Annotated in this window: 15 protein-coding genes and 1 pseudogene; 8 read left to right on the forward strand and 8 right to left on the reverse strand. The window is 74.2% G+C overall.

Annotated features, from left to right (window positions below; translation table 11 throughout):
- The 3 genes and pseudogenes from IF01_RS49430 to IF01_RS0136035 form a co-directional block, all read left to right on the forward strand.
- A pseudogene (locus tag IF01_RS49430) lies at positions 1-89 on the forward strand (IS5/IS1182 family transposase); the annotation flags it as partial.
- Between the two features lie 337 nt (positions 90-426).
- Positions 427-1,647 (forward strand): ROK family transcriptional regulator, encoded by a 1,221-nt coding sequence (locus tag IF01_RS0136030; protein WP_030397847.1) that lies wholly within the window; start codon positions 427-429, stop codon positions 1,645-1,647.
- 210 nt (positions 1,648-1,857) lie between these two features.
- Complete coding sequence (locus tag IF01_RS0136035) at positions 1,858-3,321, forward strand: sulfatase family protein (protein WP_157855452.1); 1,464 nt, start codon at positions 1,858-1,860, stop codon at positions 3,319-3,321.
- A gap of 45 nt (positions 3,322-3,366) precedes the next feature.
- Here the strand turns inward: IF01_RS0136035 and IF01_RS0136040 are convergent, their stop codons facing one another.
- Positions 3,367-3,831, reverse strand: coding sequence for an HD domain-containing protein (locus tag IF01_RS0136040; protein ID WP_030397849.1), 465 nt, complete (start codon positions 3,829-3,831; stop codon positions 3,367-3,369).
- Between the two features lie 173 nt (positions 3,832-4,004).
- Between IF01_RS0136040 and IF01_RS0136045 the strand changes: the two genes are divergently transcribed.
- Entirely contained in the window at positions 4,005-4,931 is a 927-nt protein-coding gene (locus IF01_RS0136045; RefSeq protein ID WP_030397850.1) for an AEC family transporter, read from the forward strand.
- 9 nt (positions 4,932-4,940) lie between these two features.
- Here the strand turns inward: IF01_RS0136045 and IF01_RS0136050 are convergent, their stop codons facing one another.
- Positions 4,941-5,396, reverse strand: a complete 456-nt coding sequence (locus IF01_RS0136050) for a MarR family transcriptional regulator (protein ID WP_030397851.1) — start codon at positions 5,394-5,396, stop codon at positions 4,941-4,943.
- A gap of 359 nt (positions 5,397-5,755) precedes the next feature.
- Here IF01_RS0136050 and IF01_RS0136055 point away from each other — a divergent pair, with 359 nt between their 5' ends.
- The gene (locus IF01_RS0136055) at positions 5,756-6,451 is read left to right on the forward strand and encodes an alpha/beta fold hydrolase (RefSeq protein WP_030397852.1); all 696 of its coding nucleotides are present in this window, start codon (positions 5,756-5,758) and stop codon (positions 6,449-6,451) included.
- A gap of 65 nt (positions 6,452-6,516) precedes the next feature.
- Here the strand turns inward: IF01_RS0136055 and IF01_RS0136060 are convergent, their stop codons facing one another.
- Positions 6,517-6,780 carry a dsRBD fold-containing protein gene (locus tag IF01_RS0136060; protein ID WP_030397853.1) on the reverse strand — a complete coding sequence of 88 codons (264 nt, stop codon included), beginning with the start codon at positions 6,778-6,780 and terminating at the stop codon, positions 6,517-6,519.
- A gap of 322 nt (positions 6,781-7,102) precedes the next feature.
- On the opposite strand from IF01_RS0136060, the gene IF01_RS0136065 reads away from it, so the two are divergent.
- Positions 7,103-8,113, forward strand: a complete 1,011-nt coding sequence (locus tag IF01_RS0136065) for a DMT family transporter (RefSeq protein ID WP_167349796.1) — start codon at positions 7,103-7,105, stop codon at positions 8,111-8,113.
- Between the two features lie 56 nt (positions 8,114-8,169).
- Positions 8,170-8,835, forward strand: a complete 666-nt coding sequence (locus IF01_RS0136070) for a DUF6629 family protein (RefSeq protein WP_030397855.1) — start codon at positions 8,170-8,172, stop codon at positions 8,833-8,835.
- A 130-nt stretch (positions 8,836-8,965) separates the two neighbouring features.
- Here IF01_RS0136070 and IF01_RS0136075 read toward each other — a convergent pair whose 3' ends face one another.
- The 3 genes from IF01_RS0136075 to IF01_RS0136085 form a co-directional block, all read right to left on the reverse strand.
- On the reverse strand, positions 8,966-10,402 hold the full coding sequence (locus IF01_RS0136075; RefSeq protein ID WP_078880607.1) for an MFS transporter: 1,437 nt from the start codon (positions 10,400-10,402) through the stop codon (positions 8,966-8,968).
- Complete coding sequence (locus IF01_RS0136080; RefSeq protein ID WP_030397857.1) at positions 10,399-11,019, reverse strand: helix-turn-helix domain-containing protein; 621 nt, start codon at positions 11,017-11,019, stop codon at positions 10,399-10,401. The genes IF01_RS0136075 and IF01_RS0136080 overlap by 4 nt, the downstream gene beginning before the upstream one ends.
- Positions 11,020-11,146: 127 nt before the next feature.
- On the reverse strand, positions 11,147-12,148 hold the full coding sequence (locus IF01_RS0136085; protein WP_030397858.1) for a histidine kinase: 1,002 nt from the start codon (positions 12,146-12,148) through the stop codon (positions 11,147-11,149).
- A gap of 339 nt (positions 12,149-12,487) precedes the next feature.
- Between IF01_RS0136085 and polX the strand changes: the two genes are divergently transcribed.
- Positions 12,488-14,218 carry a DNA polymerase/3'-5' exonuclease PolX gene (gene polX, locus IF01_RS0136090; protein WP_030397859.1) on the forward strand — a complete coding sequence of 577 codons (1,731 nt, stop codon included), beginning with the start codon at positions 12,488-12,490 and terminating at the stop codon, positions 14,216-14,218.
- Positions 14,219-14,550: 332 nt separating this feature from the next.
- On the opposite strand, the gene IF01_RS0136095 is transcribed toward polX, so the two are convergent.
- Positions 14,551-15,210 (reverse strand): response regulator, encoded by a 660-nt coding sequence (locus IF01_RS0136095; protein WP_030397860.1) that lies wholly within the window; start codon positions 15,208-15,210, stop codon positions 14,551-14,553.
- Entirely contained in the window at positions 15,119-16,684 is a 1,566-nt protein-coding gene (locus IF01_RS0136100; protein WP_244215727.1) for a sensor histidine kinase, read from the reverse strand. The genes IF01_RS0136095 and IF01_RS0136100 overlap by 92 nt, the downstream gene beginning before the upstream one ends.
- Positions 16,685-16,807 lie beyond the last annotated feature (123 nt).

The following is a 16,807-nucleotide window of genomic DNA, read 5'->3' on the forward strand; positions in this document are numbered from 1 at the left end:
ACGAACGCGACCCCCGAAACTACCTGGCCTTTCTCGGCCTTGCCGCCACCCTGTGCTGCTACAAGCACCTGGCCCGCTTCACCACATAGGACACGGTCTAAGCCGACCCGAGGAATCCTCCACGGCACGGCATCCGGACCAACTGTCCCCCCTCACCCCGGGGTCGGACAGGGACCACCGGGGTGACCGAGGCCCGGCCGCGCGCGATCCGCGCGGCCGGGCCTTCGGCCGTTCCCGCTCCACTCTTTTCCCGCTCTCCCCTTTCTTCCTGCTCCCGCCGTTCCCCCGTTCCCCCGTTCTCCCGCTCCCGCCGCTCTCGTCTCCGCCCGCCGTGTCGTGCCCAGCGGATATATTCGGGCCGAGACGAAGTCCCGCCGCCGTTCGGGCCGTGCCCGGCCCCGCCCCGCCCCGTTCGAGGAGCACCCGGTGCCCAAGCCCCCGCGCCCGGCGACCGCCACCACCCGGACCGTGGCGCAGGTCAACCAGACCGTCCTGCTGGACGTGCTTCGCCGCAACGGCTCACTCTCCCGGCAACGGCTGGCGACCGAGAGCGGACTGTCCACCGCGACCGTGCACCGGCTGGTCGAGGCGCTGCGCACGGCCGGACTGGTGGTCGTCGAGCCCGAACGCGCGCCGTCCAGCGGCGGTCGGCCGCCACAGCTGATCCGCTACAACGCCGGGGCGCAGACCGTACTGGCCGTGGCACTGCGACCGCGCCGCGTCGTCGGCGTGGTCACGGACCTGCACGGCACGGTGCTGCACGAGGCCGAGCGGCAGTGGCCGCCGGCGCTGGGCCCCGACCGCACCCGCGAACCGTCCGCCGAGGACCTCACCGGACCGCTGCTGGCCCTTGTGGACGGCCTGCACGGCTGGGCCGCGCGCCACGCGGGCCCGCCCCGTGCCCTGGTGGTCGGGGTGCCCGGGGCGGTCCGGGACCGCGGCACCGGGCTGGTGGAGTTCGCCCCGGTACTGGACTGGCCCGGGCTGCGGCTGCGCGCCCCGCTCCAGGAGCGGCTGGGCGTACCGGTGGCGGTCGAGAGCAATGTCGACCTGGTCGCGCTGGCCGTCCAGCACAGCGAGGCGGGCGCGGGCGTCAGCGACCTCGTCGCCGTGACGGTCGGGATCGAGGTCGGCGCCGGCCTGGTGCTCGGCGGCCGGCTGCACCGGGGGCGGCTGGGCTCGGCCGGCGCCCTCGGCCACCTGATGACCGACTGCCGGGCCCTGGAGCGTCCGGCGGGGCGCACCGGCGACACCCAGGCGCGGATCGGTGACCGGGCCGTCGACCTGCGGATCACCGAGGCCGGACTGGCCGTGGCCGGGACGTCGACCGAGCGGGTCGCCGAACTGTTCCGGCTGGCCCGGGCGGGCGTGCCGGCGGCGGTGCGCCTGGTGGACGAGTTCACCGACGACCTGGCCCTGCTGGTGGCGCGGACCATCAGCGTTCTCGGCCCCGAACTCGTGGCCCTGGGCGGACGGCTGCTCCGGGAGAGCGGCGGCGGGATGCTGCCGGCGATCGAGTCCCGCCTCCAGGGCCGGGTGCCGGTGCTGCCGCAGCTGGTGACGATCCCGGCCGACGCCACCGAACTGGCCGGCGCGACCGCGGCCGCCGTCCGGCTCGCCGACGGGGCCACGTTCATCACGCGCTGAGCCGGGGCGGTGCCCCTCCCCCGGGCCGTTCCCCCGAGTATTTATTGGTGTGATAGGAACCACCGGTGTCCGTTCGCCCCGAGTGGACCGTGCCGCACCGTGCCGCCGCACCGTGCTGGACCGCGGTCGGCCCCGGGATGTTCGCGCGCACCGGCCGGGCCGGACGGACCCGCCACCACCGTACGAACGGCTCGAAACGGACGGCCCGACGTGACCGCACAACGCCCCAATGTCCTGGTGGTCCTGACCGGCCAGCAGACGGCCGACGCGATGGGCGCCGCCGGGAACCCCTACCTCGCCACCCCGCACATGGACGCGCTGGCCGCCACCGGAACCCGCTACCGCCGCGCGTACTGCGGCCGGCCGCTCTGCGCGCCGTCCCGGACCGGACTGCTCACCGGGCGACTGCCCAGCGCCACGGGGGCTGCTCGGGCCGCTGGAGCCGGTGGGGCCGCTGCGGGCGGGGCCGTTCCGGAACCGCCGCTGGGCCGGGTGTTCGCCGAGGCCGGCTACGACTGTGTGTACACCGGCTCGTGGCAGCTGCCCGAGCAGGAGGCGCCCGACGGCCGAAGCTTCCGCCGCCTCCACCCGACCGACGCCGACGGCACCAACGGCGACGACGCCGGGTTCACCCGTAGCGTCGCCGGCTTCCTCACCCGACCGCGCTCGCGGCCGTTCCTGCTGCTGCTCCCACTCCCCGAGCCGCACGGCATCTCCGCCTGGGCCCGCGGCCAGGACCCGTCCACCGGCCCGCTCCCCGCGCCGCCGCCCGCCGCGTTGTGCCCGCCGCTGCCCGCCAACCACCCGCGCGCGCCGTACGAGGCCGGACTCCCCCGGCTCGCCCAGCGGGCCCGACCGCACACCCACCCCACCGCCGAGTGGCGCGAGGACGACTGGCGGCGCTACCGGCACGCGTACTACGCACTGGTCGAGCGGGCGGACCAGCAGCTCGGCACCGTGCTGGCCGCCGTACGGGAGCACCGCCGGTGGAGCGGCCGGGAGACCGTCGTGGTGTTCACCTCCGACCACGGTGACGGCGCGGGCGCCCACGGCTGGAACGAGAAGTGGGCGCTGTTCGAGGAAGTGGTGCGGGTGCCGTTCCTGCTCAGCGGCCCCGGTGTCGCGGCCGGCGAGGTGAGCGACCGGCTGGTCTCGGTCGGCGAGGACTTCCTGCCCACGCTCTGCGACCTCACCGGAGTCCCGCTGCCGCCCGACCTCGCGGGCCCGACCGGTCCCGATGGCCCGACCGACCGGGTGGGGCCCGCCGGTCCGGCTCCTTCGCCTTCGGCCGGACATCGGCCGGATCCGCAGCCGCAGCTGCGGCCCGGCCTGCCCGGGCGCAGCGTGCTCGCGCCGGAGCCCCGGGAGACCGTGGTGGTGGAGACCGGCTGGGAACTGCCGGGGTTCGAGGACGCCCTCGGCCGGACGGTCCGGGACGAGCGGCACAAGTACGTCTGCTACGCCTGGGGCGACCACCGCGAGCAGCTCTTCGACCTCGCCGAGGATCCCGGCGAGATGGTCAACCTCGCGGCGGACGCCCGGAACGCGGCCCTGCTCGACCGCTTCCGCACGCTCCTCGCCGAGCACTGCGCGGGGACGGGGGACCTGTTCGGACGCTTCGTCCCCGTACGCGACACCCACGCGCCCTGCGCCCACGGGCCGGACGGAGGCTGACCCCGGCGCGGGCCGGACGTGGTGCCGACCTGGTGCCGACCGGCGTCAGTCGGACTCCGCCGCCAGGCCCAGCAGTTCACGGGTGCGGCGGTACTTGGCGGCCAGCCGCGCGGCGGTCGCCGGGTCGAGGCTCGCCAGCCGGGCCGGGTCGGAGTTGTGCGCGAGGTCGGCCCGCTTGACGACGAGGGCGCCCGGCGTGGCGAGGATACGTGCGGTGTACTCCTCCAGCGGCTCGCCGGGGCGCTTGGTGAGCGCGTCCACGATGGCCTTGGTGGCGTCGCTCAGCGCCGCGTCGGCCAGCCACTCGCGAGTCAGCGCGTCGTCCTCGACGGCGTCGTGCAGCCAGCCGGCCGCGATCTGCTCGGGGCTGCCGCCCCGCGCCGCCACCCCGTGGGCGACCGCCGCCAGGTGTTCGGCGTACGGGTGGCCGTTCTTGTCGGTCTGCCCCGCGTGCGCGTTCCGGGCGATCTGCTCGACCTCGGCCAGGCTCAGGTAGTCCACGCCACCCATCGTAGGCACCCGCCCCGCCCGGCCGCGCGGGGGCCTGCCCACCGACGGCGTCAGGGCGGCTGATTGACTTCCGAGGTCCTACCCACCCCGGGCGGCCGGTCCACGGCCGTCCGCCCGACCGGCATGCCGACGACCGCCCTGACGATCACTCCGACGACCGCGCCGAGGAAGCCATGCCCAGCCTGCACCCGTTGCTGTCCGGTTTCGCCCCGATCTGGGCCCTGACCGGCGTCGGGTACGTCCTCGGCCGCAGCAGACTGCTCGGCGACCAGGCCGAGCAGGTGCTGAACCGGTTCGTCTTCCACGCGGCCATGCCCGCCGCACTGTTCCTGATGATCGCCCGTACACCGCTGGACCGGTTCGCCAATCCCTCCATGCTGGCGTTCACCGCGAGCACCCTGGTGGCGGGCGGGCTCGGACTGTACGCCTCGTACCGGCTGTTCGGCCGGGCGCTGCCGGAGCGGACGCTCGGCGGGATGGCCGCCGGGTACGTCAACTCGGCCAACCTCGGCATCCCGGTGGCCGTGCAGGTACTCGGCGACGCCTCCTTCGTCGGCCCGGTGGTGCTGTTCCAGATCCTGGTGGTCACCCCGGCGGTGCTGACCGTGCTGGACTCCGGCCGGGCGGGCCTGCGGGCGGCGCTCACCCTGCCGCTGCGCAATCCGATCCTGCTGGCGGTGGGCTTCGGCGCCGTGCTCTCGGCGACCGGCTGGCGGCCGCCGGCCGAGCTGAATCGTTCCTGCGAACTGCTGGGCGGCGCCGCGGTACCGACCGCCCTGGTGGCACTCGGCCTGTCGATCTGCCACCCGCCCGCGGTCACCGGCGCCTCCCGCTACCTGGAGGTCGGGACGGCGGTCGCGATCAAGAACCTCGTCCAACCGCTGACGGCCTGGGCGGTCGGCGCACTGGTGCTCGACCTGCCGCCCCACCAACTGCTCACCGTGGTGCTGTTCTCGGCCCTGCCCACGGCCCAGAACGTGTTCACCTACGCCCGCGAGTACAACCACGGCGCCGTCTTCGCACGCGACACCGTCCTCGCCTCGACCCTCCTGTCGATGGTCACCCTGTCCCTGGTCGCCTGGACACTCGGCCCGGCATAGACGCCCGCCCTAATCCGCCCGGGCCGCGGCCACCACCCCGGTCATCGCCACCAGGAACCTTCGCGCCACGGCGAGTTCCACCTCCCCGAAGGCGCCCATCGCGGCCATCAGGTCGGCGACCAGACCGCCGAAGAAGGCCTCGCCGAGCTCGACCGCACGCTCCTCCACCACCAACCGGACCTTGCGGCGGTCCTCCTCGTCCCGCTCCCGCCGGATCAGCCCCGAGCGAGCCAGCCGGTCGACCAGCCCCGTCGTCCCGGCCGAGTTCAACCCCAACGCCGCTCCGAGCCGCCCCGGAGTCACCACAGCCCCGGCCCGATCGGCGTCCAGCAGATGGATGAGCCCCCGCAGATCCGTCGGATGCAAACCGTTCCGCGCGGCGAACTCGGCACCGAACAGGTCGAGTTCGGACGTCAGCCCGCGCAGCAGTCGGATCAGCTGCGTCGGCGTCTGCGACGGCTCCACCTCATCGCCCCTTCCCCGGAGTCCCTCAATACGCCCAGAACCCCATCCCTACCCCCACCCACCCCGGCCCAATACCCTCCACCGCCCTGCCTCGCCCGGTCCTGCCCCGCACCGCACCGCCACCCCACTCGGCACGGGCGGTCGGTGTCGGTGCGGGTGGGCGAGGGTGGGCGAATCGTCCGCACCTCGTCTCCCGCCCGCGCGCCCCGAAGTGTCCAGAAGTTGTGCCGGGAGGTGTCCCGCGAGGGTCCCGGCAACCATGTCCGTCGGAGCTCCGCCGGGCGGGTGGCTGTGGCCACCGCCGGCGAAGGGAGCGAGCATGGTCGGCGGAAGCCGTCGAGGTCGACACGGAGGTGGCGATGAGGGTCGTGTTCGTGCACGGGGCGTGCGTGCGGGACGGGTCGTGGTGGTGGCGCCGAACCGCCGAACTGCTGCGGGAACGCGGGGTGCCGAGCGCGGCCCCGGAGCTGCCGAGCTGCGGCGAGGCGGGACAACCCGCCGGCGCCGACGGGCCGGGGCTGCCCGAGGATGTGGCGGCCGTACGACGGGTGCTGCGGGCCGACGACGAGCCGACCGTCGTTGTCGCCCACAGCTACGGCGGAATCGTCACCGCGGAGGCCGCCGCGGGGATCGGATCCGTACGCCATCTGCTGCTGGTCTCCAGCTACCTGCCCGAGGTCGGGCAGAGCCTGTCGGACTTCGGGGACGGCGGCCCCGCCCCCTTCCTGGACGTCGATGCCGACAGCGGTACCTTCGGCGTCCGGCCCGAGCTGCTCGTGGACACCTTCCTCCAGGACTGCGTCCCCGAGGACCAGGAGCAGGCGGGACACCACCTCGCCCGGCAGAGCGTGCGCGTGACCGCGCAGCCGGTCGGCGCGGCCGCCTGGCAGCAGGTGCCCACGACCTACCTCGTCTGCGCCCAGGACGGCGGTACCCCGCCCGGGCGGCAACGCGACTTCGCCCGCCGGGCCGGCCGCATCGTCGAACTCGACGCCGGCCACCACCCGTTCCTGTCCCGGCCTGCTGCGGTCCGGGATCTGCTGCTGAGCCTGTGACAGCAGCCTGGCCCGGCCGTTCACCCGGCCGGGCCAGCGGACCCGACTACCGGCTCAGTACCGGCTCAGTAGATCAGGTACCCGGGCCGGTGCCCTTCGTCGTCGATCTCTCCGGTCGCCTGAGCCCGTAGCTTGCGCGAGAGCGCCTCCAGGGCCCGGGAGGCCGCGACCTCCTCGCCGATCCTGGCGAGCGGGCGGTCTTCCGCGCTCTTCGTCGCCTCCCCGTGCGCCGTGAGACCCGGCGCCCGGGCGCCCATCAGCCTCGCCTGGCATCCGGTGTGGACACCGTCCTCCTCGAAGCTCAGCTCCACATCCCACTGGTTGTGCATGCCACACCTCCTGGCGCCGGCGCCCGTCGCGCCCGCTCGGGCCGGTCCGGGCAGTGCTCCCGTGGCGGCCGCTCACACCAGCGTGCGCCCGTCGGTACGGCAGCGGCAAGCCGACCGGGACGGCGGCGCCCGTCGCCACGCCCGGGCCGTTACCGGGGGTCGGCGCCGCACCCCGGCGGTAGGCTGGCCACAGCGCGCCGAACCCGCGAAAGCCCTGCTCCGGAACACCGAAACCCCCTGGGCGCACCCGCCCTAGGCACCGGAGCCCGGCGGTGCGGCGCGGTCGGCAACCATCGGTCGGCAACCATCGGGCGGTCCCTCCGTGGCGGTCTTCCTCCTGGCATTGAGTGCCGCCTGCTTCCTGGGCCTCGGATTCGTCCTCCAGCAGCACGCGGCACAGCGGGCCCCGCGTGCCGACCTGCTGCACTGGCGGCTGCTGCTGGACCTGCTACGGATGCCGGAGTGGCTGCTCGGCACCGGATTCATGGTCATCGGGTTGATCCTCTCCGCGCTCGCCCTCAACCAGGGCGAGGTGTCGCTGGTCGAACCCCTCCTCGCGACCAACCTCATCTTCGCGATGGCACTCGCCAGGGTGCTGACCCGCCAGACGCTAGGACGCTCCGGCTGGGCGGGGGTGGTGCTGCTGGCACTGGGCGTGACGGTGTTCATCGTGGCCGGCCGCCCCACCGGCGGCGGCCCCCCGGCGAGCGAACTGCGGCACTGGCTGGTGATCGGGACGGTGGTCGGGCTGACCCTGCTGCTGGTCTCGTTCGCCCGCCGGCTGCCGCTGTTCGAGGAGGCGACCCTGCTCGCGCTGGCCGCGGGCCTGCTCTACGGGCTCCAGGACGCGCTCACCCGGACCACCACCCAGCGGCTCGACCACCAGGGACTGGACGCCGTCCTGCGCAGTTGGCAACCGTATGCCGTCGTCGCGGCCGGTGTGGTCGGCCTACTGCTGGTCCAGAGCGCGTTCGAGGCCGCGCCGCTGCGGATGTCCCTCCCCGCGCTGACCGCCGCGCAGCCGATCTCCGGCATCGTCTGCGCGGTCGGCTTCCTCGGCGACCGCCTCCGGGTCACCCCGGGTGCACTGGCGTGGGAGGTGATCGGTCTGATCGCCGTCGTGATCGGCGTCGTGGTGATCGGCCGCCACCCCGCCCTTCCGGGCACCACCGGCATTTCCGGCGGCACCGGTGGTACCGGCGCTGGTGACAGTGGCGGCGCTGGTGGCACCGACAGCGGTCCGCCGCCCGGCCCGACCGGCCGCCCACCCCGGACCTCCACCGAGGAGGACACCCCCGGCACCGGCACCGGCGGCCCCACGGACACGGGCTGATCGCCCGACCCCGGACCCGTTGACCGACCGACCCATCGCCGACCACCGGAGACCCCATGTGCTGGAGTGCCCAGGCGGACCTCGTCGTCGGCAGCGCCGTGACGGCCGTCGGCGTGCTCTGCCTCGTGCGCGCCCACCGCGCCGGCCGACCCGAACGCCTGCCGCTCGCCGCTCTCCCGCTCGTCCTCGGGGTGCACCAGCTGATCGAGGCCGCGGTCTGGTCGGGCACCGACGGTGACCTCTCGCCCGCGCCGGCCGCCTGGGCCCGCACAGCCTGGGCGGTGATCGCTCTACCCCTGCTCCCGCTCCTGGTCCCGATCGGCGTCCGCTGCGCCGCCAGGGTCGACCGCCCACGTCAGCGACTGCTGACCGGGTTCGTGATCCTCGGCCTCCTCGTCGCCGTGCCCTTGGCCCACACCGTCGCCACCCATCCCGTCGGCGCCACCGCCCATGCCCACACCCTCGACTACCGCCTCGGCGCCCCGTACCCCGCCCTCCTTCTCACCGGCTACCTCCTCGCCACCGTGGGCTCGCTCCTCCTCAGCGGTGACCGCCTCCTCCGTCGTCTCGGTCTGCTGACCGGAATCGGCGCCCTGGTCTGTGCCCTCCTCTGGCAACTCGCCTTCGTCTCCACCTGGTGCGCCCTCGCCGCCCTCGCCTCCGTCCTTCTGCTCCGCTGGACGACCTCACCACTTCCCGCCGCTCGCCCCCGGACTTCGTAGCCCCGAGTCCGTCATCGCATCCGTCACCGCGTCCGGCGGGCGCCCCGGCCGCCGCGCGGGGGCGTCCGGCCGCCGTGCGGGTGTCCGGCGGGCAGGTGGCTGCCGCCGCGGCCGCCCGGCCCCGCCGAGGTCAGCCGGCTGCCGGGGCCGTCGGGCCCGGCACCTTCTGCTCCGGGGTGCTGCTCGCGTCCGGGGCCGCCGCCGAGGCGCGACCACGCTTGCGGTCCATCTCCCGCCACTCGGGCCGCAGTCCGGACAGGGCGGTGGTGGCGACGTACAGACCGCCGCACGCGAGCAGCACCGGTATGAGTCCGACCATGGACACGGCCGCGCCCGCGAGCAGGCCGCCCACCGGGATTCCCGCCCAGGCGAGCGAGTCGCCCAGCGCATTGACCCGGCCCAGCAGGTGGCGGGGCACCCGTTCGAGCTGGACGGCACCGAGGATCGGATTGAGGAAGCCACCGCCGAAGCCGCTGACCGCGAAGACCGCGACCACCAGTCCCATCGGCACGTCCACCGCGAGGACGAGGAAGCGTGGGGCGCCGACGAGCAGGAAGCCGACGAAGAACACCGTCCGGCGCGGCAGGCGATGGGCGACCGCCGCCGCGATCAGGCTGCCGGCCACCGCCGCGATCCCCCAGGCGCTCCCGGTCAGACCGATCGCGGCCGGGCCGCCGCCCGATTCCCGGGCCCAGACGGGCACCAGCACACTGAGGAACGCCGCGTCCAGGAGGTTGGTCACCGCGACCGTCACGATGACGGTCAGCAGCAGAGGCTCGCCCCGCAGGAACGCGAATCCCTCCCGGAACATCCGCCAGTAGCCGACCGGCCGGTCCCCGTCGGCGGCGTCGGCCCCGCCTCCCGTCGGCACGGTCGCCGGTCCGGACGCCCCCGGCACCGCGGCCGAGCGGCCCATCCCCCGGGGAAGCGCGACGGCGATCACGAGCGAGCCGAGTGCGAAGGCGACCGCATTGACCGTCAGACCGGCCATCGGGCCGAGCAGGGCGATCAGCCCGCCACCGACCGCCGGACCGATCGTGGTGGCAAGCCGCTCCGTCACCCCGGAAAGACCGGTGGCCCGCTCCATCGGAATCCGGCCCAGATCGGCCGCCTCGGCGACCATGACCTCCTTGGCCAGGTCCCCCGGGCCGCGGGCGGCGCCGATGATGGCGACCATGACCAGCAGGAGCCAGAACGGCAGCAGGCCGAGCGCGTGCAGCAGCGGGACCAGGCCCGCCGCGACGGCGCTCACCGCGTCCGTCGTCCAGGAGACGACACGCGGACCGATCCGGTCGACCACCGGGCCGGCGAAGGCCTTGACGAGCACATAGGGCGTCAGCTCGACGAACGCGACGACTCCGGTCATGGTGGCACTGCCGGTCGTGGCCAGCACGAACCATGGCAGGGCGATCGCCGAGACCCGGGTGCCGGTGAGCGAGACGGCCATCGCCGTCAGCACCCCGACCAGAGGCCGGAAGCTGCGCGGCCCGCTGGCCGGACCCTTGGTGGCCGCGGCCGTCGCCCCGGGCGGCGGCACCTGGGCCGGAACCGTGGCGTCGGCGCTCATGACCGGTCCTCCGGCACGTCGTCGTCAGCGGCCTGCGGCTCGGGAAGCACCTGGACGATCACGGCCACCCGGTCCGTGCCCTCGGGGGTGGGACCCCCCGGGTCGATGCGGCGGTAGCGGGCGACCACCTCCGACATTTCTCGGGCCAGGGTCCGGGCCTCCTCCGGGGTCAGTTGGAGCACCATGTCACTGAGGTCCATCGCCTGTCGCCACTCGGGCGTCATCGTCTCGTAGGCGTTGAGCGCCGTCTGTGCCGTGAGGGTGTGGGCCGTGACGATCGACCGCAGATAGCCGAGCGCCGCCTCCGGATCGTCCCCGCTGTCCGTCCACCAGCTGGTCTGGTGGACCGCCTTCCACCAGCGGTCCCGGGCATTGCCGCGCTCGGTGTCCTCGGCGACGAATCCGGACGCCGCGAGCTGGCGGAGGTGGTAGCTGGTCGCTCCCGAGTTCAGCCCCAACTGCTCGGCCAGCTTGGTGGCGGTGGACGGGCCGTTCTTCCGGAGCAGCCCGATCAGCTGCACCCGCACCGGATGGGCCAGGGCCCGCAGGCCCTTGGCATCGATCACGACATCGGTCTGCGGGTCCGGACTGTGCAACCACCTGCGGTCATCGGTCATGGCAACACAGTAGAACCGCAAAGTGTTCTTCGCAAAGGTTTTTTGCGAAGAACCCTTTGCGGTTTCGAACAGGGGCCGCGCACCGCCGCAGGACCGGCCCGCGCCGACCGGGGAGCGGGCCGCCGTCTCAGTCCCGCGCGACAGCCAGCACCAGGACCACGGTGAGCCCGCCGCCCGCCGTCTGCTCCACCCTCAGCCGGCCCCCGGCCGCGCGCACCAGCGCCGAGATCGACGGCCCGACCGGTTCCTGTCCGCCCGCCCCCCGCCGGGGAGCGGTCGCATCCCCCGCGCCCTCCACGGCCCAACCGCTCCCGCCACCACTGCCGGGACCGCCGAACCCGCCACCCGGTGCCCAGCCGGCGCCCGGGATTCCCGGCTCGCCGTACATCCCGGCCAGCAGCCACTGACGGGCCTCCGGCGGCTCCGACGCCCCCCGGTCCACCACCCTCAGCTCGACCCGGGCGGGCTCGGCAGTCCACGCCTCCGACCCGCCGAACGCTCCCCCGGTGAACGCCCCCTTGCCGAGCACTCCCCTGCCGAGGGAGCCCTTCCCGGAAGCCCCCCGGCCGAACACCCCTCCCGGCCCCGCCCCGCCCCGAGCACCCAGCAGGCCGTCGGGACCGGGCAGCGGATCGGCCCGGACCAGCACCCGGGCCCCCGCCGGACTGCGCCGGATCGCGTGATCGACCAGCCCGGCCAGGGCCGCCTCCAGCCGCGGGGAGTCCGCGATCACGACCGGAAGCCCCACCGGAAGCCGAACCGCCACCGTGGCTCCCCGGCCACCACCCCGCAGTACCCGTCCGACCACCTCGGCCACCTGCACGTGCCTCGCGTCCGGCACACAGCCGGCGGCCCGGTCGATCCAGCGCAACCGCTCCAGTTCGGGCCGCGACAACAGCTGCGGTCCGGCCATGCCGCCGACCGCGGACCGGCCCGAACTCCCGGCACCCACCGGCCCGATCGGCGCGGCGAGCATCACGCCGTGCCGGTCCGGCTCCGGCCGGCCACCCCCGCCCACGCCCTTGAGCAACCGCGCGCCCGCCAGCGCCCCGGACCGCCCGAGCGGGCCGAGCCCGCCCAGCGCCCGGGCACCCGACGCGACGTAGCCCCAGAGCTTCCCGCCTGCCATCGTCCTGCCCTTCGTCCATCGCGGACCCGATCCGCCACCCCATGACGGACCGGTGCGGGCCGATTCCCCGGCCCTGCGCCAAGCCTGCGCCCCCGCCGCCCGGGTGACAATCCGGCCCCGGTGCCACACCAGCCGCTGCTACCCCGCCGACCAGCGGGGCCGCCCTCCGGCAACCGGCGGGAGCACCACACCGGCGCGCGTCGGTCCGTACGCGCCCCCTTCCCTGCCACCGACCCCTCTTCGGGCGCCGGCCGCGACTCTCCCCCGCGCTTCTCCCGCGCCCGCCGGCCGGGCTCGCGGCACCCGGCCCGATCCGGCCGGCGAACCTAGACTGACCCCATGGCCCGGCTCAACGACAAAGTCAGGGAGCTGCTGCAGGAGTACGCCGACCTGATCTCGATCACCGGCGGCGACGCCTTCCGCGCCCGCGCCTACGAGAAGGCCGCCCGAGCGGTCGGCGGCCACCCCGCGGACATCGACGGCCTCGACGTGAAGGGGCTCCAGCAGATCCCCGGGGTCGGCAGGTCCACCGCCGAGAAGATCGCCGAGTACCTCGCCGGCGGGCGGATCGAGGCACTGGAGACGCTCCGGGCCGAGATCCCCTCCGGGGTGCGCGCCATGATGTCCGTCCCCGGCGTGGGACCGAAGCGCGCGCTCGCGCTCTACCGTGACCTCGGCATCGCCTCCGTCGACGAACTCGCCGAGGCGATCCGCGCCGACCGGCTGAGCGACGTCCCCGGCCTGGGCGAACGCAGCGGCGAGAAGATCCTGCACGGCATCGAACTGATCCGGCAGTCCGGCGGCCGGACGCTGCTGGACTCCGCCACGGCGCTGGCCGACCGGATCGTCGCGGCACTGGCAGCCGTGCCGGGGTGCACCCGCTGCGCGTACGCGGGCTCGCTGCGCCGGATGCGCGAGACGGTCGGCGACATCGACATCCTGGCCACCGCCGAGGATTCCGCGCCCCTGATGGCCGCGCTCACGGCGCTCCCCTACACGGCCGAGGTGATCGGCACCGGGCCGACCAAGACGTCGATCCGCACCACGGACGGGATCCAGATCGACCTGCGGGTCGTCCCGGAGGAGGACTGGGGCGCGGCCCTGGTCTACTTCACCGGTTCGAAGGCGCACAACATCAAGCTCCGGACGATGGCGGTCCGGGCGGGCCTGAAGCTCTCCGAGTACGGGCTGTTCGACGCCGAGAGCGGCGAGAAGATCGTGTCGGCCGACGAGGACGAGGTGTACGCCGCGCTCGGCCTGCCCTGGGTCGCGCCGCCGTTGCGCGAGGACCGGGGTGAGATCGAGGCAGCCCTGCGCGACGAGCTGCCGGAGCTGGTGACCGAGGCGGACCTCCGCGGCGACCTGCACACCCACACCGATCTCACCGACGGGCTGGCCACCCTGGAGGAGATGATCGACACCGCCGCCGCGCGCGGCTACGCGTACTACGCGGTCACCGACCACGCCCCCGACCTGGTGATGCAGCGGATGACGGACGAGAAGATGCTCGCCCAGCGTGAGCAGCTGCGCGAACTGGCCGGGCGGCACCGGCGGATGCGGCTGCTGCACGGCACCGAGTTGAACATCGGACCGGACGGCACCGTCGACTGGCCGGCCGAGTTCCTGTCCGGTTTCGATGTCTGCGTGGCGTCCGTGCACTCCCACTTCGGCGCGGACCGGGACGCCCAGACGCGTCGGCTGATCCGCGCCTGCGAGAACCCGCACGTGCACATCATCGGCCACCTCACCACCCGCCGGATCGGCCGGCGCGGGCCGATCGACGTCGACCTGGACGCCGTCTTCGCCGCTGCCGCCCGGACCGGGACCGCGATCGAGATCAACAGCTCGCCCCAGCGCCTCGACCTGCGGGACGAGGACGTGCTCCGGGCCAAGCGCCACGGCGTGAAGTTCTCGATCGACAGCGACGCCCACGCCACCCCCCACCTCGCCTACCCCAGGTACGGGATCGGCACCGCCCAACGCGCGTGGCTCACCGCCGAGGACGTGATCAACACCTGGCCGTGGCAACGCCTCAAGCGGTTCCTCCGCAAGGACGCGCTCCGTACCTGAGTGTCCGATCCGGGGTGGTGCGACCAGGGTCAGAAAATTGTCCGATTTGTGGGAATTTTTTCCGGATACCCCTGGTGCGGCGGTCACCCGAGGCGCATCATGGTGATGGACCTGCGAGGTAGCCGCGGAGGTTCGACCGCAGGAGGCAGTGGCGACAGATCGAGACGGATCAGGGTCTGCCGCTGGTACCTCGGTCGACGATCGAACTAGTTGGCCGGAGGACGGGACGTCCGGAGGCCACCCCCACCTCGCAGGTTCCCCATGTCCGGCCGAACCCCTCACCGGCCGGACATCCCACGTCGACCCGCCGGTGCCCCGGCGCCGGTTCCGCGCTACGACGCGGTCGGCACCGCATACCCCATCTCCCACGCGTGCACGGCGATGCCCACCCGGTTCTGCACGCCCAGCTTGCGCTGGATGCTCGCCACGTGCGTCTTCACCGTGCCGGGGGAGATGAAGAGTTCGGCGGCGATGTCGGCATTGGTCCGACCGGCGGCCACCTGGCCGGCGATCTCCACCTCTCGTTCGGTCAACGGCGCCGCGGGAGCCGATCGGCGGTCCACCCTCCGGGGTGCGGTCACATGCTGGAGCAACCGCACGGTGACCGCCGGGCTGATCAGGCTCTCCCCTCCTGCCGCCGCCCGGACCGCCTCGGCGAGCAGGGCGGGACCGGACCGCTTCAGCAGGAATCCGGAAGCCCCGTGCCTCAGCGCCGGATAGACGTACTCGTCCAGGTCGAAGGTGGTCAGCACCACCACGCGCACGGGCGTGACCGCCCCCGGACCGGCCAGGCGCCTGGTGAGCTCCAGACCGTCCATCCTGGGCATCCGGATGTCCACGAGCGCGACGTCCGGGCGCAGCTCCGCCGCGAGTTCGAGCGCGGCGACCCCGTCGGCCGCCTCACCGACCACGGTGATGTCGTCCTGGGCCTCCAGGATCCGCCGCACGCTCCGGCGGACGGCTTCCTGGTCGTCCGCGATCAGGGTACGGATGGGATCCGGATTCGGACTCGTCACGCACGGAAGTCTCGCACGGCCGGACTCGGTCGGGCGCGGCCCCCTTGTCGGCCTGACGGTCGGTCGCGGTGGGACCGGTGGGGACCGGGGTGGATGCGGCAGCCATGGCAGGCCCTTCTTCTGACGCGGGGTACGGTCGATCACGACTACGAGCATCGCCGCTCACCGAGCCGTTGCCATCTGCCGATCGGCATACTTCTGCGGCCGATTTCGCTCCGCACCCCTGCCGTTCGGCCTGGTGGACCGGCAGTTCGCAGCTCGTCCGCCAGCCCGTCGGACGCAGCGGCGCGGGCTCCAGCGGTCCTGCCTCCAGCGTTCCGCCGTGGCGGGCGAGGCGTTCGGCGAGCGCCGGCAGACCGGTCCCGCCGTTGTCCCGGAGGCGGCGCAGCCCACGGATGCCGCCCGGCACCCTGCCGTCGTTGCTCACCGACACCCGTACCACCGCGACCGTTCCGTCCGCGGCCGCACGGGCCTCCACCCGGACCAACGCCTCCGCGGCACCCGGAGCGTGCCTTCGCACATTCGTCAGCGCCTCCAGCACGACCGCGTACGCGGCGCCCTCCGCCTCCGCAGACAGCAGCCCCGTGACCTCCCGCGCCGCCTCGAGCCGGGCCCGGGTGGGACCGGTCCGGTCGAAACGGCCCACCAGCTCCGGCAGATCGGCCAGCCCGTACACCCGGGTCGCGCCGGTCGCGCCTGGCGGGTCTGCCCCGCCGTCCCCGCCGCCGTCCCCACTGCCCTCGCCGCCTTCGTGCGGTTCCCGCAGCGCCCCCACCATCGCGTCCATCGAGTCCAGCGCGCGCAGCCCCGCCTCCTCCAGCCGTCGCAGCAGCGCCGACGTCTCCTCCGCTCCATGATCGCCCGGCAGTTGACCGGCCTGGGCCTCCAGCACGATGCCGGTGATCTCGTGCGCCACGAAGTCGTGCAACCCACGCGCCACCTCCAGACGCTGTTCGCGCCGCGCCTTCGCCACCGCGCGCTCGCGCCGCGCGTCCAGCACTCGCAGATACACACTCGCGCCGACCACAGCCGCCAGCGGCACCCCCGAGGTCAGGACGGCCAGCACGGAGGCGGTCCCACCACCGTTCGGGGTCCGGACGGTGAAACGCAGGGGCACAGCCACCACCGCCGTGGCCACCAGGGCACCCACCGGCCCGGCCCACCGCCCCCGGGCCCGCCGGACCACCCGGCCCGCCAACATCAGCAGGGCCGCCCACTCGAACGGCAGCCAGAAGGCCGGCAGTCGGTACGGGCCGGGGTAGACCAGGTCGAGCAGCAGCGAGGCCGCGGCCATCCAGCCCACCGCACCGGCGAGCGTCACCCGCCCTCGCGGCCACGGCACCGCGGCCACCAACACCGCCACCGCGGCCATGGCGGCCAACAGAAGCGCGGCGGCACGCTGGCCCGGATGCGCCAGCAGGACGGGCGCGAGCACGAACAGCGCGGCCACCACCCCCACCGGCCCTCGGAGCGCCGTGCGACGACTCGCACCGCGGCGGGACGCGGGAACGGCTCTGGCGGGAGCGGTGGACCGGCCGTGGGCCGCGTCCACCGAGGAATCGGCGGGCATACG

This window comes from Kitasatospora purpeofusca (assembly GCF_000718025.1).
Taxonomy (GTDB): Bacteria; Actinomycetota; Actinomycetes; order Streptomycetales; family Streptomycetaceae; genus Kitasatospora; species Kitasatospora purpeofusca.